Origin of the sequence: Haloarchaeobius litoreus (genome assembly GCF_024495425.1) — an archaeon.
Classification (GTDB): Archaea; Halobacteriota; Halobacteria; order Halobacteriales; family Natrialbaceae; genus Haloarchaeobius; species Haloarchaeobius litoreus.
This window is the reverse complement of the sequence record NZ_JANHJR010000004.1, coordinates 524,744-548,306: the sequence shown is the minus strand read 5'-3', so window position 1 is coordinate 548,306 and position 23,563 is coordinate 524,744. Positions and strand designations below refer to the sequence as shown.

18 protein-coding genes are annotated in these 23,563 nt (G+C 68.0%); 3 read left to right on the top strand and 15 right to left on the bottom strand.

Features of this window, described 5'->3' with window-relative positions:
• Positions 1-3: 3 nt before the first annotated feature.
• From NOW55_RS20320 to NOW55_RS20300, 5 genes are all read right to left on the bottom strand, one after another.
• Positions 4-1,410, bottom strand: coding sequence for a right-handed parallel beta-helix repeat-containing protein (locus NOW55_RS20320; protein ID WP_256401954.1), 1,407 nt, complete (start codon positions 1,408-1,410; stop codon positions 4-6).
• Positions 1,411-1,496: 86 nt separating this feature from the next.
• Positions 1,497-2,651 (bottom strand): glycosyltransferase family 2 protein, encoded by a 1,155-nt coding sequence (locus tag NOW55_RS20315; RefSeq protein WP_256401953.1) that lies wholly within the window; start codon positions 2,649-2,651, stop codon positions 1,497-1,499.
• A gap of 48 nt (positions 2,652-2,699) precedes the next feature.
• Positions 2,700-11,855, bottom strand: coding sequence for a malectin domain-containing carbohydrate-binding protein (locus NOW55_RS20310; protein WP_256401952.1), 9,156 nt, complete (start codon positions 11,853-11,855; stop codon positions 2,700-2,702).
• A gap of 203 nt (positions 11,856-12,058) precedes the next feature.
• Entirely contained in the window at positions 12,059-12,250 is a 192-nt protein-coding gene (locus tag NOW55_RS20305) for a hypothetical protein (RefSeq protein WP_256401951.1), read from the bottom strand.
• Positions 12,251-12,325: 75 nt separating this feature from the next.
• Positions 12,326-12,919, bottom strand: a complete 594-nt coding sequence (locus NOW55_RS20300) for an HAD family hydrolase (RefSeq protein WP_256401950.1) — start codon at positions 12,917-12,919, stop codon at positions 12,326-12,328.
• Between the two features lie 129 nt (positions 12,920-13,048).
• Here NOW55_RS20300 and NOW55_RS20295 point away from each other — a divergent pair, with 129 nt between their 5' ends.
• A complete protein-coding gene (locus NOW55_RS20295) occupies positions 13,049-14,539 on the top strand; it encodes an alkaline phosphatase D family protein (RefSeq protein WP_256401949.1) in 1,491 nt (496 codons plus the stop codon).
• 26 nt (positions 14,540-14,565) lie between these two features.
• Here NOW55_RS20295 and NOW55_RS20290 read toward each other — a convergent pair whose 3' ends face one another.
• From NOW55_RS20290 to NOW55_RS20260, 7 genes are all read right to left on the bottom strand, one after another.
• Entirely contained in the window at positions 14,566-16,245 is a 1,680-nt protein-coding gene (locus tag NOW55_RS20290; protein WP_256401948.1) for an alkaline phosphatase D family protein, read from the bottom strand.
• Between the two features lie 383 nt (positions 16,246-16,628).
• A complete protein-coding gene (locus NOW55_RS20285) occupies positions 16,629-16,808 on the bottom strand; it encodes a hypothetical protein (protein WP_256401947.1) in 180 nt (59 codons plus the stop codon).
• Between the two features lie 128 nt (positions 16,809-16,936).
• Positions 16,937-17,101, bottom strand: coding sequence for a DUF8015 family protein (locus NOW55_RS20280; protein ID WP_256401946.1), 165 nt, complete (start codon positions 17,099-17,101; stop codon positions 16,937-16,939).
• A gap of 169 nt (positions 17,102-17,270) precedes the next feature.
• Positions 17,271-17,744, bottom strand: a complete 474-nt coding sequence (locus tag NOW55_RS20275; RefSeq protein WP_256401945.1) for a helix-turn-helix transcriptional regulator — start codon at positions 17,742-17,744, stop codon at positions 17,271-17,273.
• A 325-nt stretch (positions 17,745-18,069) separates the two neighbouring features.
• Positions 18,070-19,026 carry a transcription initiation factor IIB gene (locus tag NOW55_RS20270; protein WP_256401944.1) on the bottom strand — a complete coding sequence of 319 codons (957 nt, stop codon included), beginning with the start codon at positions 19,024-19,026 and terminating at the stop codon, positions 18,070-18,072.
• Positions 19,027-19,106: 80 nt separating this feature from the next.
• Positions 19,107-19,592, bottom strand: a complete 486-nt coding sequence (locus tag NOW55_RS20265) for a hypothetical protein (RefSeq protein ID WP_256401943.1) — start codon at positions 19,590-19,592, stop codon at positions 19,107-19,109.
• A gap of 2 nt (positions 19,593-19,594) precedes the next feature.
• Positions 19,595-19,786, bottom strand: a complete 192-nt coding sequence (locus NOW55_RS20260; protein ID WP_256401942.1) for a hypothetical protein — start codon at positions 19,784-19,786, stop codon at positions 19,595-19,597.
• A 195-nt stretch (positions 19,787-19,981) separates the two neighbouring features.
• Here NOW55_RS20260 and NOW55_RS20255 point away from each other — a divergent pair, with 195 nt between their 5' ends.
• Positions 19,982-20,923, top strand: a complete 942-nt coding sequence (locus tag NOW55_RS20255; protein ID WP_256401941.1) for a hypothetical protein — start codon at positions 19,982-19,984, stop codon at positions 20,921-20,923.
• Positions 20,924-21,104: 181 nt separating this feature from the next.
• On the opposite strand, the gene NOW55_RS20250 is transcribed toward NOW55_RS20255, so the two are convergent.
• A complete protein-coding gene (locus NOW55_RS20250; RefSeq protein ID WP_256401940.1) occupies positions 21,105-21,593 on the bottom strand; it encodes a hypothetical protein in 489 nt (162 codons plus the stop codon).
• 251 nt (positions 21,594-21,844) lie between these two features.
• Here NOW55_RS20250 and NOW55_RS20245 point away from each other — a divergent pair, with 251 nt between their 5' ends.
• A complete protein-coding gene (locus tag NOW55_RS20245) occupies positions 21,845-21,985 on the top strand; it encodes a DUF7556 family protein (RefSeq protein WP_256401939.1) in 141 nt (46 codons plus the stop codon).
• A 156-nt stretch (positions 21,986-22,141) separates the two neighbouring features.
• Here the strand turns inward: NOW55_RS20245 and NOW55_RS20240 are convergent, their stop codons facing one another.
• Together NOW55_RS20240 and NOW55_RS20235 are read right to left on the bottom strand one after the other, a co-directional pair.
• Entirely contained in the window at positions 22,142-22,678 is a 537-nt protein-coding gene (locus NOW55_RS20240; protein ID WP_256401938.1) for a hypothetical protein, read from the bottom strand.
• Positions 22,679-22,705: 27 nt separating this feature from the next.
• On the bottom strand, positions 22,706-23,524 hold the full coding sequence (locus NOW55_RS20235; protein WP_256401937.1) for a DMT family transporter: 819 nt from the start codon (positions 23,522-23,524) through the stop codon (positions 22,706-22,708).
• Positions 23,525-23,563: the final 39 nt, after the last annotated feature.

Here is a 23,563-nt window from a genome sequence, read left to right as displayed (position 1 = left end):
GACTCACTCGCCACCGATGGCCGTCGCACCCCAGGTCACGTCGACGGCGTCGGTCATCGGTGACCAGCTTCCGACCTCGACGACGGACACCGTGAGGTCCGTGCCGTCCACGTCGACCGCCCGCGCGACGGTCCGTGGGTCTCCCGACTGCACCCAGTACTGCGTCGGCGTCTCGTCGAGTCCGTGGGGGATCCCGTCGCCGTCGCCGACTGCGGCGGTACCCCCGTTCTCCGTCGTGTAGCCGACGTTGTCGCGGTACATCGACGTTGCCGGCTGGGCCGGTTTCTCGACGGCACCGCTGGCGTGGTTCCGGAACAGGTTCGCGGTGACCCGGTTCGTGTCGGACGCGGCCGTCTCCACGATCCCGTGGCGCTGGGGGCGCGGGCCGCCTTCGTCGTTGACGAACGTCGACTCCGAGACGAGACAGTCCCGTGCGCCGTCGAGCACGAGCCCGCTGTAGGAGTCGGGTGCGTCCCGGGAGTTATCCGCGAAGAACGCGTTCCGTATCGCGATCCGTTCGCCCTTGACGAGAGCGCCGTGCCGGCGGTTGCGTTCGAAGTGGCCGCCGAGCAGGTCGAGGTCGATCGCGCTCTCGAGGACGCGCACGCCCGCCTCACCACGGTTGTCGTAGGCGTGAGGGTGGACGACCGTGCTGCCCGCGGCGGCCATGGTGAAACCGTTGCCGGCACAGCCCTCCGCGTAGAGGTTCGAGCCGAACAGGTCGCCGACGTGACCGAAGACGAAGCCGTCCCCACCGCAGCGGGCAACGTCAACGTCGGCCAGCACGGGTTCGAAGGAGTACTCGCCCTCGGGGCCGGCCTCGAACCTGACGCCGTCGCCGGCGGGTCCGCGCACGACGAGCCCGTCGAGGACCGTCCGCCAGGTGTAGCCGGCGACCGAGACGGCGGCCCCGCTGGCGTTCTCGCCACGGTTGCCCTCCAGTCGGACGCCCGAGATTCGGGCGTGGTCGGTGCCGGGTGGAACACGCAGCAGGTCGTCGTCCAGGCCGGAACCCGCGCGGAGGTTCGCTGCTGTGCCACTGCCGGCGAGCCAGGTCGACGACGCGAGCCGGACCGTGCGGTGCACCTCGTAGGTCCCCGGAGCGAGCCCGATGGCGGTCCCGATGCCACTCTCCGAACCGGCGTCGACAGCGTACTGGAGCGCCTCGTCGGCGGTCCCGCTGAACACCGTGCCGTCCTTCCCACGTCGCTCGACGTGTGCCCTGCCCGAGCGCTCGTGGACCACGAACGCTGGAGCCGCGACGGTGCTCGCCTGTCTCACGGTCGGGTCCCCCGGTCGAGTGGTCGGTGGCCGACTCTCCAGTCGGCGGAGCCAGTACGGCGTCGAGAGGCCGACACCGAGTGTCTGCAGGAGCGGTCGTCGCCGACGGTCGCTGTCGCGCCTGCCCATCGGTTGCTACGCGACAGTTCGGTCGTCACGGACGTAAGCGTAGTTTCCACCTGTCGACCAGCCGACGGAGAACTGGGTAGCATCGGTCACTTCTCGATGACGACGAACTCCCGCTCGCCGGTCCAGAGGGCGTACAGCGGGACGATCTGCTCCAGCAGGGCGTACACCGGTGTCAGCGCGAGGAGTGCGGTCCCTCGGAGCCCGCCGATGCGTCTCGCACCCAGCGCGATGGTCCCGATGTACAGGAGCCCCCCGAGCGCGAGCAGCACGACGAACCAGCCCGGGAGAGCGAGTCCGTAGCCGAGCACCCACAGCGGGACGAACACCCAGCTGGAGGTGACGGCGACGGTCCAGATGGCGATTCTGAGCCCGACCACCACCTGACTGACGACCGGCGCTCGTGGCAGGTACCGGGCGATACCCAGATACCAGCGAGCCCGCTGGTCGAGGAACGACTGCACGTCGTGTGGGCTCAGCACGCTCACACGCGTCGCACTCTGCCACACCTTCACGTCCCGCTTCGCGAGTTCGAGGGCGAACGCGAAGTCCTCGACGATGGTGTCGCGGTCGAACCCGACCTCCCGTAGCAGGTCACCCCGGGCACAGAGCAGCTCGCCGTGGAAGCCGAGGTACGGTCGACCGAGCACCCCGTTGAACAGTCGGTAGATGGAGATGTCGTCGACGTACCTGATGTGGTCGGTCATGAACGTCAGCACGGACCGGCCCTGTCGCGGGACGAGCACCGGATTCATCGCCCGGTAGCCCCGCGCCTCGTAGTGCGGAATCTCGTAGCAGAACGTGTCGTCGAGGATGCGGTTGTCGTCGTCGATGAACCCGTACCAGTGCCCGGGTGCATCGTCGACGACCGTCTCGATGAAGTACTGGATAGCGCGCCCCTTGGCGACGGCCTCGCAGTCGAACGAAGCGGGCACCACGACGGTCGTGACGTCGTCCAGTACGTCGAGCTCGTCTTCCAGGTCGCTCCCCTCGTCGAGGACGCAGTACACCTCGTACTCGGGGAAGTTCGACACGGTGTGTTCGATGGTCTCGACGAGCGCCGGCCGAACGTGCTCGGCCGCCACCGTCGGGATCACCAGCCGCAGGTTCTCGACGGGCTCTTCCGCCCGTTCGGTGCTGTACAGCGCGGACGAGAGTAGCCCGAGGCCGACCATCCCGGTGAAGGCGAGGCCGACGAGGACACCGAGCAACTGGACGGCCGAGACGAGTGAGCTCCAGATCATCGTGTTGTGGAAGTGGTGGTTTCGACGGTGGGTGCCAGCGGGTGCGTCTCAGGCCGAATCGTCGTACTTCAGGACGATGATGCTCGTCGTGGACCCGGTGTCACCGTCGCCGTCGGCGACCGTCGCGACGAAGTAGTTGTACCCGCCTTCGACGTCGCTGCTCGACGTGTTCGTGAGGGTCACGTCGACGGTGGCGTCGCCGTTCGAGTCGAGCGTGACGGTCTGGTAGTCGACGTTCTCGGCGGTGTTGGCCTCGTACTGCTCCAGCTCGTAGCCGGTTGCCTGGTCGAGTTCGAGCTGGCCCTCGACGTGGAGCAGCTGGACGGTCGCACCGGCGGGTCCGTCGACGGTGATGGTCTGACTCGCCGAGGAGACGGTCGCGGCGGCGTGGCGTGCGTCGAGTGCGCCGGCGTCCAGCGTGACGCCGGAGACGCCGAGCGTCGGGGCGGTCGGCACCGAGGACGTGGCGGTGGCCGCGCTCCCGCCGTTGCTCCCGTCACCGAACAGCGCCGTCGTCTGCGTGGAGTCGTCGGCGTACTCGACGGTGACGGTCGCCGCCGAGAGTTCGAGGCCGGAGACGGAGCCCGCGGAGCCGGTGCTGGAGGCGTCCTTGATGCTGGTCGGGTCGATGTCCGTGGAGAACGTGAACGTCTCGCCCGGGTCGAAGTCGTCGAACGTCGCCGTCAGCGCATCGTAGCCGTCCTCGCCGTCGACGCCGTTGTGCGGGCTGGCGAACGAGCCGTCGACGAGCCCGGTCGTGCTCGCGCCGCTGTCGGGCGTGAACCCCTTCGAGCCCGCGTCGCCGGCGGTGCCATCGGGGTCGAACACCACGTCGGGGAACATCGCCTGGCCGAGGTCGTAGGTGACCGACTCGATTGCGGTGTCGCCGGTGTTGGTGATCTCGAACGAGCCCGTGTTGTACGTGCTCGCGTCGATGCCGCCGTTCTCGGTGACGAGGAGGTTTGCTGCGGCCGACCCGGAGCCACCGGAGCCGTCGTCGGTGTCGACGACCTCGATGGCGTTGACCTGCGGGTTCTCGATGGCACCGGCCTCGAACGTGACGGTGACGTTGCCGTCGCCGTTCGAATCGCTCACGGTGAACGTCTTGAGCGTGCCGTTCGCGTGACCGACGTCTGCGACTGGGTCGTACTGGGTCAGCACCTGCGTCCCCTCGACGGAGACGTTGAACTGGCGCTCGCCGACCCCGCTAGAGCCCGAGAACTGGTTGGACAGATAGAGCCGGACCTCGACCGTCCCGGCGTCGGTCGAGAACGTCCACTCCATCTCCCCGTAGCGCTCGCAGTCGTAGACGCCGGCGGGGGTGCTCGACGGAACCGCGCTCGTCGGCGTCACGGCGTCGCCACCGCAGTAGTTCCCGCCCGAACTCCCGACGGAGACGAGGTACGGCGAACCGGTGCCGGTGACGCCGGTCCAGTCGGGCCCGCCGTCGGTCGCCGTGATGGTGTTCCCACCGGCGTTGACGCGGTGGGTCGCCGTGCCAGCGGTCGTGTCGGTGCCGGCGTCGACGGTCAGCTCGAAGCTCTCGGTCGTCTGGGCCTCGCCGTCGTCGGCCGTGACCTCGACGGTGGTGGTGCCGGTGTCGCCGGACTGCGGGGCGACGGTCAGCGTCCCGGTGCCGTCGCCGTCGTCGGTGAAGGAGACGAAGCCGGGCGTGCTCGCCGAGAGCGTCAGATTGTCGCCGTCGACGTCGGTGGCCGAGACGGGAACCGTGACCGTCTCGCCCCGGATGACGGTCTGGTCGTCGATGGCTGTAACCGCCGGCGGGGTGTTCTCCCCACCGCCGTCGTCGCTCGCGTTCTCGACGGTGATGGCCGCGACCTTCGCGTTGTCGACCGAGGCATCCATGTCGACGTCCAGCGCCCCGTCGGTCACGGTCACGGTGTACGTCTCCTGGGTCGCGTTCAGCGGCCCGACGTCCTCGTAGAGGTCGTAGTCGGAGAGGACCGTCTGTCCCTCGATACTCACGTCGAAGACGCGGTCACCGACGCCGCCGTCGGGGTTGCCGCCGTCGACGCCGTGGTAGATCTCGGCGAGGTGCAGCGTCACGTCGTACGTGCCGTCCTCGACGGGGAAGCTGTACGAGAGCGGGTCGCCGTACCGTTCGGTCTGGTAGAGCGCGTCGTCGTCGGTTCCCGCGATGGGTTCGCTCGTGTCCGACGTGCCGGCGGACTCGTCGTAGTTCGAGTCAGCGGCGTACTCGATGCCGTCCGTGGCGGTGTACGCGTCGCCGCCGGCGTTGATCGCGTGGACGGGCTGGTCGGCGGCCGGTTCGTCCTCACCCGGTGCGTACTCCAGAACGACCACGTTCGACGCCATCCCGGCACCCTCGGCGTCCGCGACGCTCGCGACGAAGTAGTTCAGGCCGCCCACGTCGGTCGAGTTCGTCAGCGTGACCGGTATCTCGACGGTCCCGCTGGAGCCGATGGTCGCGGAGTAGTACTCGACGTCCTCGGCCTTGTTCGCCTCGAACGCCTCGATGTCGTAGCCGGGTGTACCGTTATAGTCGGGCACGTTGCTCAGTTCGAGCTCGCCCTCGACGCGGACGAGGGTCACCTGGGCCCCGGCCGGGCCGGACACGGTGATGGTCTGACTGGCGTTGCCGACCGTCGCGGCCGAGTGGCGCGGGTCGAGCGCATCGGAGTCGAGGCTGACGCCCTGTGCGTCGATGCTCGGCGCGGTCGGGACAGAGGAGTCGACGGTGGCCTCCGCACCACCCGCGCTCCCGTCGCCGATCGTCTGGGAGGTCTGCGTGGTCCCGTCGCCGTACTCGACGGTGAGCGTAGACCGGGCGAGTTCCAGCCCGGAGATGGGGCCGGCCTCCTGCGACGAGAGTGTCGCTCCCTTGATGCTGGTCGGGTCGTTGTCCGCCGAGAACGAGACCGTCTCGCCGGGCTCGAAGTCCGTGAACTCGATGGTGAGCACGTCGTACCCGTCGGAGCCGTTGACCCCGTTGTGGGGCTGGCTGAACACGTCGCCGTCGGCCGTGCTGACCACGCCGACACCGTCGCCGGACTGGCCGTCGATGCTCAGGCCCTTCGCGGCCTGGTCGCCGGCGGTCCCGTCGGGGTCGAACACCACGTCCGGCAGTGTGGCGGTCGAGAGGTCGAGCGTGACGCTCGTGATGTTCGACTCGCCGGTGTTCGTCACCTCGTACGAGCCGCTGCCGTAGGTCGACGCCTCGATGCCGGAGTCGGGGGTGATGGTCAGCGTCGCCGAGCTGTTGACGGTGGGTGCTTCCGACACGGAGACGGTCTGCGTCGCGGTGTCGTTCGCGCCGTCGTCGTCGGTGACGGTCAGGCTCACCTGATAGTCGCCCGACGAACCGAACGTGTGGGTCGCCTGCTGGCCCGTCGCGTCGGTGATGCCGTCGCCGTTCCAGTCCCACTCGTAGCTCGCGATGGAGCCGTCATCGTCACTCGAGCCGCTGGCGTCGAACATGACGGGCTGGCCGACCGTCGGCGTGCTCTCGTTCGCGGTGAACGCGGCCGTCGGCGGCTGGTTCTCGACGGGTGCGCCCGTCGTGAACGTCTCCGTGCCGCCGTTGGCCCACTCGCCGTCGGAGTTCTGCACGTGGGCCCGGACGACGTACGTCGTGTCGTTCTGGAGCCCGCTCGTGTCGATGCTGAACGTCCCCGGCTCGGAGGGAACCTCGTTCGGCGTCCACTGCTTCGTCGAGCTCTCCTGGCCCTGTATCCAGTACTGGAAGTGGGCCTTCTCCAGCGAGTCGGCTCCGAAGCTGAACACCTCTGCGTTGAACGTCGCCGCCGTCTCCGTCACGTTCGTCGGCGGCAACGTGTCGACGGACAGCTCGCCCTCGGTGCCGGTCGTGAACGTCTCTACGTCGCCGGCCTTCCAGACGCCGTCGCCGCTCTGGACGTACGCCTGCACGCTGTAGCTGGTGTCCGACTGGAGGTCGACGGTCGCGCTGTAGGGACCGGGCGCGGACTGCGTGGAGCCGGTCCACCACGTCAGCGTCGAGCTCTGCTGGCCGGTGACCCAGTACTGGAAGTAGACCGTGGCGTTGTCGTGGTCGCCGAGCCCGGTGAGGTCGCCGTTCAGCGTCGCCGAGGTGGCCCCGACGTCCGTCGCGGGGTCGGTCTCGACGTCGAACACCGCGCCGTCCTGCGTGGTGAACGTCCGGACAGGGCCGGCCTTCCACTCGCCCTCGTCGCTCTGGGCGAACGCGCGGAACTCGTAGGTGGTGTTCGGCTCGACGCCGACCGTCGCGCTGAAGTTGCCGGTGGCTTCCTGCACGCTGCCGGTCCACCAGGTCAGCGTCGACTCCTTCGCACCCTGCTCCCAGTAGGTGAAGTAGACGGTCGCGTTGTCGTTGTCACCGAGGTTCAGGAGCTCGCCGTTGAGCGTCGCCGACTCCACACCGACGTCCGTCGCCGGGTGGGTCGTCGCGCCGAAGAACTCGCCGGTGGGCGTGGTGAAACTGCTCACGTCCCCGGCGTCCCACTCGCCGTCGCTGCTCTGGGAGAGCGCCTGCCACTCGTAGGTGGTGCTCGGGCTGAGCGTGACCGGGAAGTCGAACCCGCCGGACTCGTTCGTCGGGCTGCCGGTGTACCAGTACGTGGTCTCGGGCTGGCCCTGCACCCAGAACCGGACGTAGGGCGTCGCCTCGGTCTTGTCGCCAAGCGAGAGGATTCCGGAGAGCTCCGCCCCCTGCGTCGTGACGTTCGAGGCGGTACCGGTCTGGACGCCGTAGTCGCCCGTGGCGTCGGTGGTGAACGTCTCCACGTCGCCGGCCACCCACTCGCCCTCGTCGCTCTGTGCGTAGGCCTGGAACTCGTAGGTGGTGTCGGGGTCGAGCGCGACGGTCGCGCTGAACGCCCCCGGACTGGACTGCGTGCTGCCGGTCCACCACGTCAGCGTCGAGTCCTTCTGGCCCTGGACCCAGTACTGGAAGTAGACGGTCGCGTTGTCGTTGTCGCCGAGCCCGGTGAGGTCGCCGTTGAGCGTCGCCGAGGTGGCCCCGACGTTCGTCGCCGGGTCGGTCTCGACCGCGTAGGGCTGGTGGGTGGGGACCTCGGTCACCGTCATCGCCGAGAGCTTCGCGTTGTCGTACAGCGCCTCGAAGTCCACGTCGAGCTGGCCGTCGGTGACCTCGACGGTGAACGTCTGCTGGGTGGCGTTGGCCGGGCCGACCGTCGCGAAGAGGTCGAGGTTGGTGATGACCTGCTCGCCCTCGATGCTCGCGTTGAACACGCGGTCGTTCTCGTTCGTGCCGTCGTCCGGGCCGGAGGAGTCGGGCGAGTCGGAGGGTGCGACGCCCTGGTAGATCTCCGCGAACTGCAGGGTGACCTGGTAGGTGCCGTTCTCGACGGGCACGTCGTAGCCGAACGGGTCGCCGTAGCGCTCGGTCTGGTAGAGCGTGTCGTCCTGCGTGTTGCCGATCTCTACCGTCGTGTTGCTGTACGTACTGCCGTCCACGAAGTTCGTGTCGGCGACGTACTCGGTGCCGTCGGTCGCGGTGTACGCCGAGCCGCCCGAGTTCACGGCGAACACGACCGCACCGGTTCCGGTATCGGTGTCCTGCACGGTGACGTTCACCGTGTCGGTGTCGTTGGCGAGCCCGTCCGAGACGCTGACCTCGAAGCTGAGTGTCGTGGCCCCGTCGACGTCCGGGGCGGTGAACGTCGGGTTCACCGCGTCGTACGACGAGAGGCTCACCGTCGGGCCGGCGGTCTGGGTCCACGTGTAGCCGAGGGTGCTGTCGTCGCCGTCCGGGTCGGTCGAACCGGAGGCGTCGAGCTGGACCGTCGCCCCCTCGTCGACCGTCTGGTCGTCCCCGGCGTCGGCGACGGGTGGCTGATTCTCCGGCGGGGTCACGTACTCGGCGGTCAGGTCCGTCCACGTCGCGTCGAACGTGGAGCCGGCCTGATAGGAGGTGGCGATGAGGCCCATCGCGAGCCCGTTCCCGTCGGAGGTGTTCAGCCACGACTCGGGGACGGTCGTCTCGCCGACGAACGTCTGGCTGCCGCCGGTCGGGGTGTAGAACGCCCGGACGGTGTTGTTACTCGGATACACCGTCATCGAGAGGTCGGTGTTGTTGCCCGGCCCCGTGACCGCCGGGTCGTCGGGCTGGGCGACGTTCGCGAACGAGCCGCCGAACTCCTCGGCGAACTGCACGCCGCCGGTGCCGCCGTTGGCAGAGACGATGAGCTTGATGTAGTTGTCCTGGTCGCCGTTCCCGATGTAGAAGCCGAGCCCATGGTAGTTCGAGGGGTTCTCGGGGTAGCCGTTGACGGTGGTCGACACCGTGAACGGTTCGTCGGGCGCGACGAAGCCGCGCTGGAACGCGAACTGCTGTGCGTTCTGGTCGTTGACCGCGTCGCCTGCAGGCACGTTCTCGACGGTGACGACCTGTGCCGCACCGCCGACAGTCATCTGGGACGGGTCGTAGAGGTCCTGATAGTCGTCCTCACCGTTCGTCATCAGCCCGTCCCACCCCTGGCTGTCGTCGCCGAACAGGGCCGTCTCGGCGAACTCCATCTGGACCGGGAGCGTCGTCGTCGTCCCGTTGTCCGCGTCGACTGCGAAGTGGTCGGTGGTGTCGGGCGCGCCGTCGTTGTCGTCGTCGGGGTCGTTGACGTTCGAGATGAAGTCGTCGTCGAAGTCGGGCGGGGTCGAGGCGGCGGAACACGGGTCGGTGCCCGCGTCGATCTCGTCGGCGTTGTCGTAGCCGTCGCCGTCCTCGTCGAGGCTCGGGTCGTCAGCGCCCGAACACGTCCCGCCGCCACCGCCGTCGCCGTAGTCGTTCGGCTCGAACACGGTGATGCTGCCCCGGGCGGTCCAGACCGTGCCGGGGAACGGCCCCTCGTCGCCCTGGGCCGCGATGCCGAGCGCGCTGAGGTCGCTGAAGAAGTTGGTCTCCTGGTCCGTGACGCCGGTGCCGGTCGCGTTGAGCTGGACGCGCGTGACCGAGCTGGAGCCGACCACGACGAGCAGGTCGCCCTGCATCTCCCCGCCGAAGTTGGAGGCGGTGTACTCGTCCATCCCGCCGGTCCAGCCGAAGGTGCCGCCGATGGAGTTGTCCTCGGAGGGGTCCTGGTAGTCGCACTCGACCGGGTTCACCTCGGACGCCGGAACGGGACTGTTCGACGAGTTTATGTCGAGCACCACGTTGCCGTCCTCGTCGTAGATGTCCGCACCGGTCGGGTTGCCACGGATGGGCGCGGCGTGGCCACCGTAGCTGCCCTCGGTGGCGAGGTGGAGCTGGTCACCGGTGCCGTAGCTCCCGTCCTCGTTCGGCGCGTTGGTGCACGTGCCGCCCGGCCCCTCGTCCACGGGCTGGCCGCCCCAGCCGCCGTTCGGGCCGTTGTCGATGACGTAGAGCTGGTCGTCCTCCGAGAGGACGAGGTCGTAGGGGTTCCGGTAGCCGGGCGAGTGCACCTGCACCGGCCCGTCCTCGACCCACATCGCCTGGTTCGTGCCGTTCGCGCCACCGAAGGGCAGGTCGTCGCCGGGGGTCGCATCCTCGTTCTGGATGGTCGGGATGGCGTAGTGGAACGGGAGACTCGGGTAGTCGGTATCGTAGTTCTGGAGGTCGTTCACCGAGTAGTTCGCCTCGATCTGGGCGAGGTCGACAGAGAGCACGGCGGCGGAGAGGGCGTACTCGGGCGTGTGGCCGAAGTTGTTGCCCGGGGCACCCTTGTTCGTGTGCCCACCCTGTGCGACGTACAGGGTCTCCCCGTCGTCGCTCAGGTCCAGGCCGTTCGTCGCGTGGTTCTCCTCGGAGCGCGGGAGTCCGAGCACCATCACCTCGTGGTCGACGGACGAGAGACTCCCGTCCGTGTTCCAGTCGAACGTCAACCGGGAGATGGCCCCGGAGTTCGTGTCCGTGTCGTCGTCGTCCGCCCCGACGTCGATGTTCGGGTCGCTGGAGGAGACGTAGACGATCGGCTCCGCTGCGGTCCCGGCGACCGTCAGGCCCGTTATCTGCCGGTTGGTCTCTCCCGGGAGGTGCGTCCCGAGGTCGTCGTGGTTCGGGATGTCCTGGATCGCGTCGATGGACTCCTGCGAGGCGACGCTGTAGGAGTTCTCACCGTCCCGGGAGACGTTCAGCGCGTACACCATCCCGTTCTGCTGGGCGACGTAGAGCCGGCCGTCCGGCCCGAACTCCAGCGCGGTGAGCGAGCCCTGCGAGAAGCCCTGGAGCTGGCTCTTGCCGAAGCCGACCTGTGCCGTGCTCGTCCCCTCACCGGTCAGGTCGACGGTGACGGGCGAGTTGGTCCCGGTGTGGCTCACGTCGAGCGTCGCGGCGTGAGCCTGCGCCTCGTCCGGGCTGTAGGTGACATTGACCGTCGTCGACTCCCCGGGCGCGAGCGTCGTACTCCCCGAGAAGTCGTGGGAGAACTGCCCGGCGTCGGTCCCCGTCAGCGAGACGCCGTCGACGGTGATGTCGGGGTGCGAGGCGTTGCTCGCGTTCCCGAGGTTCGTGAGCGTCACCGTCTCCGTCTGCGTTCCGCCGGTGACGACGGTGCCGAAGTCGGTCGAACCCGGCGCGTCGAGCTCCCCCGGTGAGGACTCGACCGAGACGATTTCGATGGCGTTGATCTGCGGGTTCTCGGTGACGTGTCCGAAGTCGACGTCGATGGTGCCGTCGCTCGTGACGGTGAACGACTCCATCGCCCCGGTGTCGTCGCCGTAGGTGTCGATGATGTCGAAGTTCTCGATGGTCTGGTCCTCGACGCTCACGTCGAACACGCGGTCACCGGGCGCGCTGGTGCCGGAGTAGCCGTCGTAGAAGTAGAGGCGGACCTCGACCTGCTGGCCCGCGGGGACCGCGAACTCGTACTGCATCTCCGCGCCGTCGGACGGGTCCCAGCGTTCGGTCTCCCAGATCTGCGACGGTGTCCCGGGTGGCACCGAGCTGTGTATCGTCGATGGCTGGCCGTGCGAAGACGTCTGGTCACCGCCGGCGACGAGGTAGTCCGTCAGGGGACTCCACTGGTTACCGTCACCGTCCGTGAAGCCGCCGCCCGCGTTCGCTCGATGTAGCGTCTCCCCCACAGCAGCCCTGTCCGCTCCGGTGACTGTCGATGAGATATCGGGCGCTCCGACCCCCCTATCCGGGGCCGCGAACGCGCCCGTCGATCCTGCCGCCACGACCGACAGCACGGTCAGTGTAGACAACAGTACAGCCAGCACCGACTCCCGCTGGACGAAAGTCTCCATGCGTCCCGAGTGCCCCCCGAGACGCCATTGTAACCGGGTAGCTATCGGTAGTCTAACACATGGTTGTTGGTTTGTAACTGAAATCCTAACATCGAACAGCAGGTGCCGAACCCGGCTAACCCGGGGTTACCGGGCCTGCCATCGCAGGTCGGCCTCGCGGTGACCCGGTATGGTGTACCCGTGACGAGGTCGCACGGTCGAATTCAGCGGAGGAGGCCCAGCGCCTGGCTGAACGCGACAACCATCGTCAGGAGCAAGAGAAGCATCAGCGGCAACGGGTGGAGCGACGCGAACGAACCCGGTACGACCAGGATGTAGACGATGAGCACGGCGGCGACGACGCCGCTCAACAGGAAGGCGATGCCTCGGATGCGGTCGGTCGGTCCGGTCCCCATGTCGTCGCCAGCAACGTGCTGGAGCCGGAAATGCAGTCTCCCCCTACCAGCGCGGCGGCTGACCGGCCTCGGTGGTCACTCCCAGCCGAACGCGGCCGGCGCGTCACGGAACCGCTGTCCGTCGTACCGCAACGCCGCCCAACCCTGTCGCTCCGCACCCTCGATGTCGGCGTCGGAGTCGCCGACCATGCCGTAGGTCGGTGCGTCCAACGCACGCTCTGCGGCCGCGATCGGAGCCGGTTCGGGCTTGTGCGCGCCGGCCTCGTAGGACGTGATTACGACGTCGAAGTGCCGGTCGAGGCCGTTCGCCCGGAGCTTCTCGCGCTGCCACTCGGACATCCCGTTGGTCAGGACACCGAGCTCGTAGCGCTCCCCCAGCGCGGCGAGGTCCGCATGGGCCCCGTCCGGAACTCGACTGTACTCGGCCTCGAGTTCGAGGAGCTGCATCGCGAGCGCGTCCGGCTCGTCGCTGACGGTTGCGAACGCCCGGCGAGACGGCTCCGGCTCGCACGCCTGGAACGCCTCGAAGAACGCCTCGTCGTAGCTGGTCAGCCACTCGTCGCGGCACTCGCCCTCGACCGACCGGAACGTCTCCGCGAGGAGCTCCCCGTACCCTCGCGTGAGATGGAGGAGGGTGCCGTCCAGATCGAAGAATATCGCTTGCTGCACACTGACGCTCTGCACGGAGCGGGGAGATAAACGGTCCGGGTTCCGGGCGACCGGGTCGGCGGGGATTGGTCAGTGAACCGGACGGCCTCGACCCCTCTTTCCGGTCGGTGACGAACGAGCGACCGTACGATGCAACCGGACGCGTACCTCGAAGACGGCTGTCCCCCGGGGGAGTTCTCGGAGGACCTCGAACCGGTCCCGCTCGACCACGGCACGGTCGTCGGCGACGTGACGGCGAAGACCGCGGTGGTCTGGACCAGGACCGACGGTCCGGCCCTCGTCCACCTGACGTACTGGAGGGCCGACTCGACGGGGGACCGCGAACGTGTCACCCCCCTGCCGAGCGTCGAGGCGGACGACTGCACGGTCCGGTTCAGGCTGGCCGACCTCCAGCCCGACACCGGGTACGAATACCAGCTCTGGGCGGCTGCCGGGTTCGGCGCGGGCGCTATCTCGGAGCCCCTCGGGGAGCCGACGACGGGACGGTTCAGGACTGCGCCCGCACCCGACGAGTCGGGCCCCGTGTCGCTCGTCTGGACCGGGGATACGTGGGGACAGGGCCGGGCACCGCCGTATCAGGTCCCGGCGCAGATGGCGGACCGCGACCCGGACTGCTTCCTCTACCTCGGCGACACCATCTACGCCGACCACGGGACGCCCGCGCTGCCCGACGGCGAGCCGGAGACCGTCGACGACTACCGGGCGAAGTACCGGGAGGTCCGGGCGGAGGCACCGAACCTCCGCGAGCTGCTGGCGTCGACGGCGACCGTCGCCATCTGGGACGACCACGAGGTCGGCAACGACTGGGCGGGGACCGAGGAGCCGCGGCTCCCGGCGGCTCGACAGGCGTTCCTCGAGTACTGGCCGGTCGACCAGCACCCGTCCGTCACGGGCGAAGACGAGGGGAGACTCTACCGCTCGTTCCAGTGGGGGTCGGAGCTGGCACTGTTCGTGCTCGACTCGCGGCAGTACCGGGACGACAACACCGAGACGGACGGCCCGGAGAAGACGATGCTGGGCGACGAACAGCGCGAGTGGCTGAAGGAGGGCCTGGCGGAGACCGACGCCACGTTCACGCTGGTGGCGAGCAGTGTCTCGCTGTCCAGTCCGTCGAGCGCGGCCGGGGCCAGAGACTCGTGGGCCGACGGCGACGCGGACACCGGGTTCGAACACGAACTGGACGAACTGCTCTCGCACATCTGTCAGGAGGTGGACAGTACGGTCGTCTGGCTCACCGGCGACCGGCACTTCGCCCGGGTGGCGTCGTTCGACATCGACGGCGACGGCCGCCCGGAGCTGTACGAGGCACTGGCGAGTCCGATGGGGGCCGCGCCACGCGACCCCGGGGTGCCCGACACGACCTTCGGCCCGAACATCCACTACGAGGAGGGCGGGAAGTACGAGTACGGCGAGTTCTACAACTTCGGGGAGGTGCGTGTCGAGGACGGCTCGCTGTCCATCTCGATCTTCGACAAGGTCGGGGACCGGCGGTGCCGGGTGACCATCGACGCGGACGGCGACGGCTGGCCCACGGTCGAGGACACCCGGACGCTCTCGGGGCCCTCTCTCATGGGGACGCTCCGTCGGTCGTTCGACGATTTCTCGCGGCTCTGGCGCTGAGAGTTCGGGTGGCTCGATACCGACGCCTACCCTGCCCCGGCCGGCCGCCGGTGTAGTTCGGTCCGCCCGGCCGGGACCCGATAGCTGGCGAGGGGTTCGCTGTCGGCCTCCTGTCCGGAAACCTCCTTGTCGACGCTGTACGCGGTGTACGTGCAGGCATCAGCCGTGAACTCGACGACCGCGTAACCCCAGTGGTGGCTGTCGAAGAACTCGAACTGCGGGTTCATCAGCTTCACGAGCCCGGACAGCAGGGGTCGCGTCACCCGACCGAGCAGCCCCCCCTCGATGCCCAGCCCCTCGGCGAGGTTGACGCTCGTCACCGACGGCGTCATCAACTCGACGCCGGCGCGTGACCCGTCAGGGAGCCGCTGGTACCCGGCGAGGGAGGTGTGCATATCACCCGTGAGTGTCACGGCGTTCTCGACCTCGCCGAGCGCAGCGAACACCCGGTCGCGCTCGTGTGCGTAGCCGGCCCACGTGTCCGGTTTCGCGGCGATGGAGAGCCGGCCCACACCGACGCGGAACGGCATCGAGAGCACCTCGTTCGCCCAGACCGTCCACCTCGCGTCGTCGTCGCCGACCGTGTCGAGGAACCACTCACGCTGGCTCTCGCCGAGCATCGTCCGGTCCGGCTCGCTGGCGGCCAGCCGACTCCTCAGGTGTCCGGGGTGGTGGGTCCGGTAGAGCCGTTCGTCGGTCAGGACGAGGGTCGCCAGCTCGCCGAACTCGACGGACCGCCAGAGCTGGAACGCGTCGTGCAGATGGTCCGCCTCCGGGTCGTAGTCGACCCGCGAGGGTGTGTACTCCCACCAGGCCTGGATGCCGTCGGCGGTCAGCTGCCGCATGAACGCGGGGTCGTCGCCGCGCGGGTGGTCCGGAGCCGCCTGGGCGTCGGCCTCGTAGTCCCAGTAGCGGTTGTTCGTGATGGCGTGGTCGTCCCAGGTCCGGATGAACGTGTGACGCTCGTGGGCGGCCTGGAGGGACCGGTCACGCCGGTAGGTCCGGTAGAGCTCCCGGAAGTCCTCCAGCGAGGCAGCGATGTCCTTCGCGCTCGGAAGGGAGACGTCCCGCCCGGGATACTCGTCGGCGACGGGCGAGCGGTAGCGGTCGTCCGCCGAGTCGTAGATGTAGTCGCCGAGGTGGAGGACGAAGTCGAGGTCCTCCGCCGCCAGGTGGTCGAACGCGCCGAAGTATCCGTTCTGGTAGTGTTGACAGCTCACCATGGCGAGCCGGAGGCTGTCCGGTGAGTCGTCCGGTTCCGGGAGCGTTCGACAGCGGCCGGTCCTGGAGGCGACGCCGTCGTAGACGAAACGGTAGTGGTAGTGCCGGTCCGGTTCGAGTTCGCCGTCGAGGTCGATCCGCACGGTGTGGTCGTGACGGCCGTCGAAGTCCGTGCTGGGGATGCGGCCGTGTGAGACGACGCGCTCCAGCTCGGGGTCCTCGGCGACGGTGAGGGAGAGCGGCGTGCCAGCCCGGTACGCCGACGGTGCGACTCGGGTCCAGAGAATCACCCCGTCTGGTGTCGGGCCACCACTGGCGACCGAGAGCGGGAACACGCGGTCGGTGTCGCCGTCCGTGGTGACCTCGCACGTACCGTCAGGGAGGTCGCCGAGGCAGTGGTCCCGTGCTCGGATGTCGATGTGGGGCATCCCTGCCGGCTTCCCGCTGGCGGTGCGACCGTCGGAGGGGCTCGTCGAACGTGGCATCAGTCGTACGAGTCCGTCGACCGGCAAGAGCGGTCGATATCGGTCAGATTCCTGGACCATCTGGCGCACTCACCGGACCCTCCAGCCGGGCACCCCCCTCGAACCAACAACGAGCGGGCACGCGTTCTACCTCTCGGGCCGATGAGACGGCACTGGAGATGGTCACTCAGCCTCCGGACGATGTCGATGACGTGGTCCCTGTCGTCGACACGGAGCCTGACTCCAGCGGGGCGATGCTGTCATGGAGGACAGAACGGTCGGCAGTCGCGACGAATCCCGGTAGCTTCTCGGCGGCGAAGCCGGCGGGTGGCGGACGTTTTGAAAGCGAAAGAGGGCCGAGGGGGCCAGTGGTCGTTCGGCTGGCCGTTCCCGCCAGATCGGCCTCAGTCGGACGAGGACGACCCGCCGGAGAGCAGCCACGCGAGGCTGATGATGACGAGGCCGACGATCACGGCGAGCAGGAGGAAGTCCCACGAGGGGGCTCCCCCGGAACCACCTGATGTCGACGTCTGGAGCGCTGTACTTGCGATCGAGTCCGGTCGGAGTAGCTGGGCGATACTCATTGCGACCCACTCGTGAGACGATTCCAGGGGGAGAAGTAGGGACGAGTCCCGATAGCTCGGTATCATGGTTCGAGCGGGTCGCGAACACCACGACACACGCTCGCCAGTCGGCCCGTCGGCTGTCGACCTCAGACCGGCGGGTCGACGAACAGCGCCTGCGCGATGATGGCGCAGACGAGTGACGAGGCGTACAACGACGCATTGTAGACGTTCACGTCGAGCAACAGCAGGCCGATCCCGACGAGGCCGTACGTGACGGGGATGAGGAAGAGTACGAGGTCCGGACGCTTCATACCCGAACCGAGGACGGAATCGAACTACAGTGTTCGACTATTGGTAGGAGAATGAGGGGTCCGCTGGTGGCCGCCGTCCTACGTCGTCGGGCTGAGGGCCGGCCGACGATCCGAGCAGGTCAGCCCAGCGACGGGCGTCGTTTCGGTAGCCCCGTCAGCTCTTCATCCGTCAGGACTCGGTGATGGACTGCTGGAGGCCGCACGTCGAGACGAGGTGTTTCGCCGTCTCGTCCAGCATCTCGATGGCTCCGTCGGTCAGGTAGTACGCGTTCGTCCTGCCGTCGACGACCACCTTGTCGATGCAGTCGCACTCCGCCAGATGGTTGAGGTTCTGGTAGAGGCGACCGTGGTTGATCGTCTCGCCGTACAGCGACTCCATCGCCTCCTTGATGGTCGTCCCGGTCGGGATGGTCGTCCCGTCGTCGAGCCGCCGGATGCAGGTCAGCAGGTCGCGCTGGAACCCGGTCAGCTCGACCCACGTGGTGTCGCCGTGCGGGCGTCGCCGGCAGCCCTCCACGCTGACGGTGTGGTCGCCCCGGTCGGGGTTCGACCGACCCATCGTCCTCAGGTGCCGTTCGTGTGCTTCGTCGGTGTCTGTCTGTTCGTGCCCTTCAGTCGTCCGTTCTGAATCGTTGTCTGACATTTGTAATCGCGTGCCGATGTGCGGGCGGCCGGGGGCCATCACGAGACCGGGCCGCCTCCCTGCTGGTCTCTCCGCTTCGGTCACAGTACCTTGCGAGGTGTCCTCACCGGGGGGTGACGTCGACGGGTGCGCCGACAGTCTGCACCTCGAAAGTCGGTGGCGTTCACCGCTCGATTGCCCATTCTGCACTGCCCAGAGTACCATCGTAGAACGTTGTAGACCGTTGTAAAATCATCAACACCAATGTGGGATGAATCAGGTGCGGTGGTGTCTGCGACGTCCACCCGAGGCCAGTCCACAGGGTGGATGGTCGTCGCCATCCGGATCAGAGCGGACAGGTCTCGTCCGCCTTCAGGAGGTCCCGGTAGCGCGACCGGATGGTGGCCTCACCGACGTCGGTGGCTTCGGAGACGGTGTCCTGGGTCAGTCGTTCGGCGTCGTCCACCACGAGCGCGGCCGCATAGACGGCCGCCGCCGCGAGACTCACCGGGCTCTTGCCGACGGTCACGTTCTCTTCGCGGGCCGCGTCGAGGAGCTCGCGTGCCCGGTGCTCGACACAGCTGTCGAGCCCCAGCTTCGAGACGAACCGGACGAGGTAGTGCTCGGGGTCGGCGGGCTCGACGCCGAGCTCGAGCTCGCGGAGGAGGTACCGGTACGTCTGGACCACCTCGCGGCGGTCGACCCGGCTCACGGTCGCCGTCTCCTTGAGGCTCCGGGGAAGTGCGGACTGGCGTGCGGCCGCGTAGAGTGCGGCCGTCGCGACGCCCTCGATGGAGCGGCCGGGGAGCAGGTCGGCTCTCAGCGCCCGCCGATAGATGATGGACGCCGTCTCGCGGACGTCTTCGGGCAGACCGAGCGAGCTGGCCATCCGGTCGATCTCGCCGAGGGCGTGCTTGAGGCCGCGCTCCTTCGAGTCACGGGTCTTGAAGCGGCTGTTCCACTTGCGGAGGCGACGCATCCGCTCGCGCTGCTGGGAGTCGAGCGCGTTCCCCTTGGCGTCCCGGTTCCGCCAGTCGATGGTCGTCGAGAGGCCGTCGTCGTGCTGTGTCTTGGTGACCGGTGGACCGACGCGCGAGGGCTGGGACCCGTCCGTGGCGTCCGTGGTACGCCACTCCGGGCCCTCGTCGATCTTGTCCTCGGCGACGACCAGCCCACACTCCGAACAGCTCCGCTCCCCCCTCTGTGGGTCGCTCACGAGGGACCCGTTGCACTCCGGGCACTGATCCGCCGCGGCGTCCGTACGATTCGTCTGTGGTCGTGGTTGGGTCTGATGGAAACTCATGGGTTGGGAGCAGTCGTTGGTTAACGGCCGACGTCTGTCGGACCTGTCCGATGGTCGGGTGACTGCGAACCGACACCGGTTCAGGTCTCGTCGCGGTCCCCCGTCCGGTCGTGTCGGTCCGGTCCGTCGTTCTGGTCGTCGGTGTCGTCCAGCACGTTCTCCTCGGCCGCGTTTCGACAGCCCGAGCAGCCGCCGGTCTGGTCGCGTCTCTCGACCTCGACGGTCGTGGAGTTCGCGGCGTTGGAGGCGGCGGCACCGGCTTCGGGGCCGACGGCAGCGGTGCCGACCCCGCTGGCGGCCGCCGCACCATCGCTGCCGACGGTGACCACACCGATGTCCGAGGCCGCCGATGCGCCGTGTTCGCTGACGACGACGCTGACGGAGCTCGTCTCGGAGTGGCCGTTGCTCGTGGCCGAGGTGGTTGCGCTGCTCGCCGCGGGGCCGTTGCCCTGCTCGGCCTCGGCCTTGGCCGTCGAGGTGGTGTCTGCCGATTGCGGGTCCGCGTCGGCGGCGGTGTTATTCTCGCCTTGCTTGTCGGTGGCGGGGGTCGGTTTCTTGAGTGCCATGGTCAGATGTCGATGAGGAGCTCGTTGTTGCAGTGCGGACACGAGAGGCCGCTCTCGCAGGCGGTCCGGTAGTGTGCCACCAGCCGCTGCAGGAGGTCGTCCCGTGTCGTGTCAAGCGTCTCAGCCTGGCCGTCGAGGAACTGGAGCGTCTGCGGGTCCAGTGCGGTGTTGGCGACCGGTTCTGTGTCGGGCATCACCGTGGCTTGGTTTCCAAAGGTAATAAGTAACGGATATATTGAATTCGGTTATCCATTCGGATTCTTGCGGCGGTCGTGGTGGTTACGCTGGCACGTCCACCAGAACGGTTCCGGTTGGCTTCTACGGGGGAGACCTGCTACCGAGATTGAACGGTTCGGGGGCGCATACGTGAGCAGAGACCGGATTTCGGTATGGACCTCTCTCCGGAGGTCGCCGGCGCGATCGTCGGCGGCGCGATCGGTATCGGGAGTGCAGGACTCACCGCTGGCGTGAACTACGTCACCACGAAGCGTCGACTTCGGTCGAAGAACCAGCGTCGACTCGCGGAGTTCTACCTCGACAAGAAGGTGGACACACTGTCGACGGTCCACACGAGGCTCACCGAGTGCTACAGCACGCTCGGCTCGGCGCTGGAGAACCCGACGGATTACAGCTGGGAGCGCGTTCGCACGGATATCTACTCCGAGATCGACGCGCTCGAACAGGCCATCGTCGTCAGCGACATCTACCTGAGCTCGGAGCAGGAGACGACGCTCCGCGAGACGGTGGAGGAGTACCGCTCCGTCGCGGACAAGATCGCGATCCTCGAGAACGGCCGGCAGGACATGATCGACGACCTGTTCGGTGCCACCGAACGAGCCGGCGGAACGCTCGCCGATGAGATCAACCGGCCCATCCGCCGGCTCGAACAGGCGGGGAGCAGGGACGAGGGGGAGGATTCCGACGACAGCACCGAGAGCCGGACGGCGCCCACCTCGGAGGGAGACGCCGGCTGGGCGGCCCTTGCGGCCCAGCGCCAGCGCATCCGGAACGTCTTCCGCATCACGGAGGACGGACGGACCGAGTTCCAGGTCGACGGGCTCGACCCGATGGTGCGTGCGTTCTTCACCGTGCTCGGTCGACGGTACGCCTTCGAACGCGACCTCGCGGAGTCCCCCACCGTCGACGAGTCCGACCTGCGTGCCGTCCTCGACGGGACCGATAGAAGCTTCGAGGAGTTCACCGACGAGGCAGGGGACCACCTGCTGAGCGACGACAGCGAGTACTACGTCGAGGCCGAGGACATCGAGGCCGGCATCGACTGGGCCGCCGAGTACGTCGAGGAGGGCCTCCTGGCCGCTGACGACGGCTGAGCGAGACGGACGCTGGCCGAACTGCGGTCGCACGTCACCCGCCGTCGGTTCTGCAATCTCGCCCGTCACCAACCGTCTTTCACCGGTGTGCGTACTGCTCGAACCCACTGGAGGCCGGCATCGAACGCGAAGCGCTCCTCCAGAGATGGTCGGAGAGAAACAGGCCGCCGCGGGGCGCGTCTCAGTCGTCGCTGGTCCGGGTCTTGACCTCCGTCGAGTTCGCGGCGTCGCACGCCGCGCTCCCGCCGTTCGGGCCGACGGCGACGACGCCGACCTCGCTCGCGGCCGCCGCACCCTCGGCTCCGACGGAGACGACGCCGATGTCGGAGGCCGCCGCCGCGCCGTTCTCGCCGACGACGACGCTGACGGAGCTCGTCTCGGAGTGACCGTTGCTCGTGGCCGACGTGCTGGCGCTGCTGGCTGCAGGGCCGTCACCCTGCTGGGCCTCCGCCTGCGCGGTGGACGTGGTGTCGGGGTCGGTGGGGGTGTTCCCCGTGGAGTCGTCGGTGGCACCGTCACCGGCCCCCTCGCTCGTCGACCCGTTGGCCGACGACGCGGACGAGCCGTCGTCGGTCGTGCCGTCGTTTGCCTCCGCGGTCGACTCCGTCGGGTCGGTCGGTTCGATGTCGGTACCGAACAGGTCGAACGGGATGATGTCGTTGAGTCTCATGGTGTGTTCCGCTGTCGGCGTGGCGCTCGCCGCGCGGACGACGGCCCCTCGTCGTCAGGTCGTCGCCGCGTCTCGGCCCCTCCCGGGTCGGGTGGTCGTCCAGCCGTCCATCACTGGAACGAACGTGACTCGTCCTGAAGGGGAGCCCAGAGAGTCCAGCTCGCTACCAGAATTCGCCGCCGGACCGGCGAGACGCGTCGAGATTATGGACACTTTCGCCGGTACTTGGGTTCCGGTGACGAACGCCGGGTATGTCCGACAGCACCGACCTCGTCTCGCTGCGGGAGGAGGTAGACGGTGAGGTGTGGTTCATCATCGCCGACCCGGACCGGCCGAACGCGTGGCTGGGGATGCATCAGACCGCGACGGCGTCGCTCCCCAACTGGCGCTGAGAGCCCCGTGCGCGAACGTCAGGATGGTCCAGCACACCAGCGCTGCGGAGCTACCGGTCGTACTCGCCCGGGGTGAAAGAACGGGGAGACCGTGAGAGCGATCCGTCACGTCGAGTCGGTCCTGCCGTCCCGAGACCGGCGCTGGGCGAACCGGCCTCAGTCCGCGTCGCGGAACGGGCCGATGAGGTCGGCGACCATGTTGTTCCACGAGACGAGGTACGCGAGGCCGGCAGCCGTACAGGGGCTGGCGGTGTTGAAGTGTCCCAGGAGGTAGTAGACGAGCTCCGTCTCCGTCGAGGTGACGATGAGCTCGTCGCTGTACTCGCCTTTCAGGTTCTTCGTCGCGTCGGAGGCGAGCCGGTCGTCGTTGGTGTCGAACACGACGACGATCTGGGTCTCGTCCGGTATCGAGTCGTCTTCGAGGTACGACCGTATCGCGTCGGAGTCGTCCGCGAGCAGCGCGCTGTAGTGGACGACCCAGACGCCGTACTGGATGAGCGTGTCGTAGTCGGGAAGGTCGTCGACGGAGCGGTACTGCTCCTCGATGAGGAGGTGGTCGCAGACGTTCGCGGACCGTATCTCGTCGAAGAGGTCCGTGAAGTCGCGCCCGAAGCAGTTCCTCTCCTGAGACACGACCAGGACCGTCGTCTCGTGGGGTAGCGCTTCGTCGGGGGTGTCGTATCTGTCGATCATGGGGGGTCTGCTTAGATCGTCGTCGGGTCACATCTCGCTGATTCGTTCGAACCTGTCGACGAGGTCCTGCAGGGACCGGTGCTGGTCCTGCAGGCGCTGGTTCCGGGTGTCGCCGCGAACGATCGCCTCCTGTGAGAGGAGGCTCTGTTGCTGGTAGTCGGCCACCCAGTCCTCGAAGTCGCCGCCGAGTTCACGGCCCTCCGCGGTGGCGGCGTACTCGAGGAGCGCCGACAGGTCGTCGGTCCGCTGGCGGAACTCCTCGTACCGTTCGCGCTTGCGTCGGGTGCCGTCGGGCTCCTCGCACCAGTCCAGTGCGCGGACCCAGCCCCGCGTCGTCGTCCGTATCTCCCGCTTCGAGGGGTAGTCCTCCAGGTCGAACAGTGCGTAGAACTCGACGATGAGCAACGCGGCGAGCGTGGTCGTCACCAGCGAGACCAGTGCGACGTCGACCGCGTCCACGCCATCGGCCACTGCTGGAGGAACCCCGGTGAGCGAGACCACCGGGAGGACGAGGCTGCCGGCCATGCCGAGGTAGCCGAACACCGACAGGCCGACGTGTAGCGGGTGCCTGAACGAGGCTGCGAACGTGAGTCGCCCCATCCGTCGTGCGAACGACGCGAGGACGAGCAGCGCAACCAGCGAGATGACGAGGTAGAGCTGGACCACCTCCAGCGAACCCAATGCGCGCTCGATGGAGGGGTGGACGCTCCGGAGGATCTGGACCTCGAAGAAGAGGATGACCACCTGGAGCAGCCAGACCCGGAACAGCAGCCAGGACTTCCGACCGAACGTGAGGTACTCGATCGGTTCCGCGGCGTCGAACGGCAGGGGTATGCGTACGTGCAAGGCTCTTGTGAGGGGCGTGCGGGTGGTGTCGATGGGGCA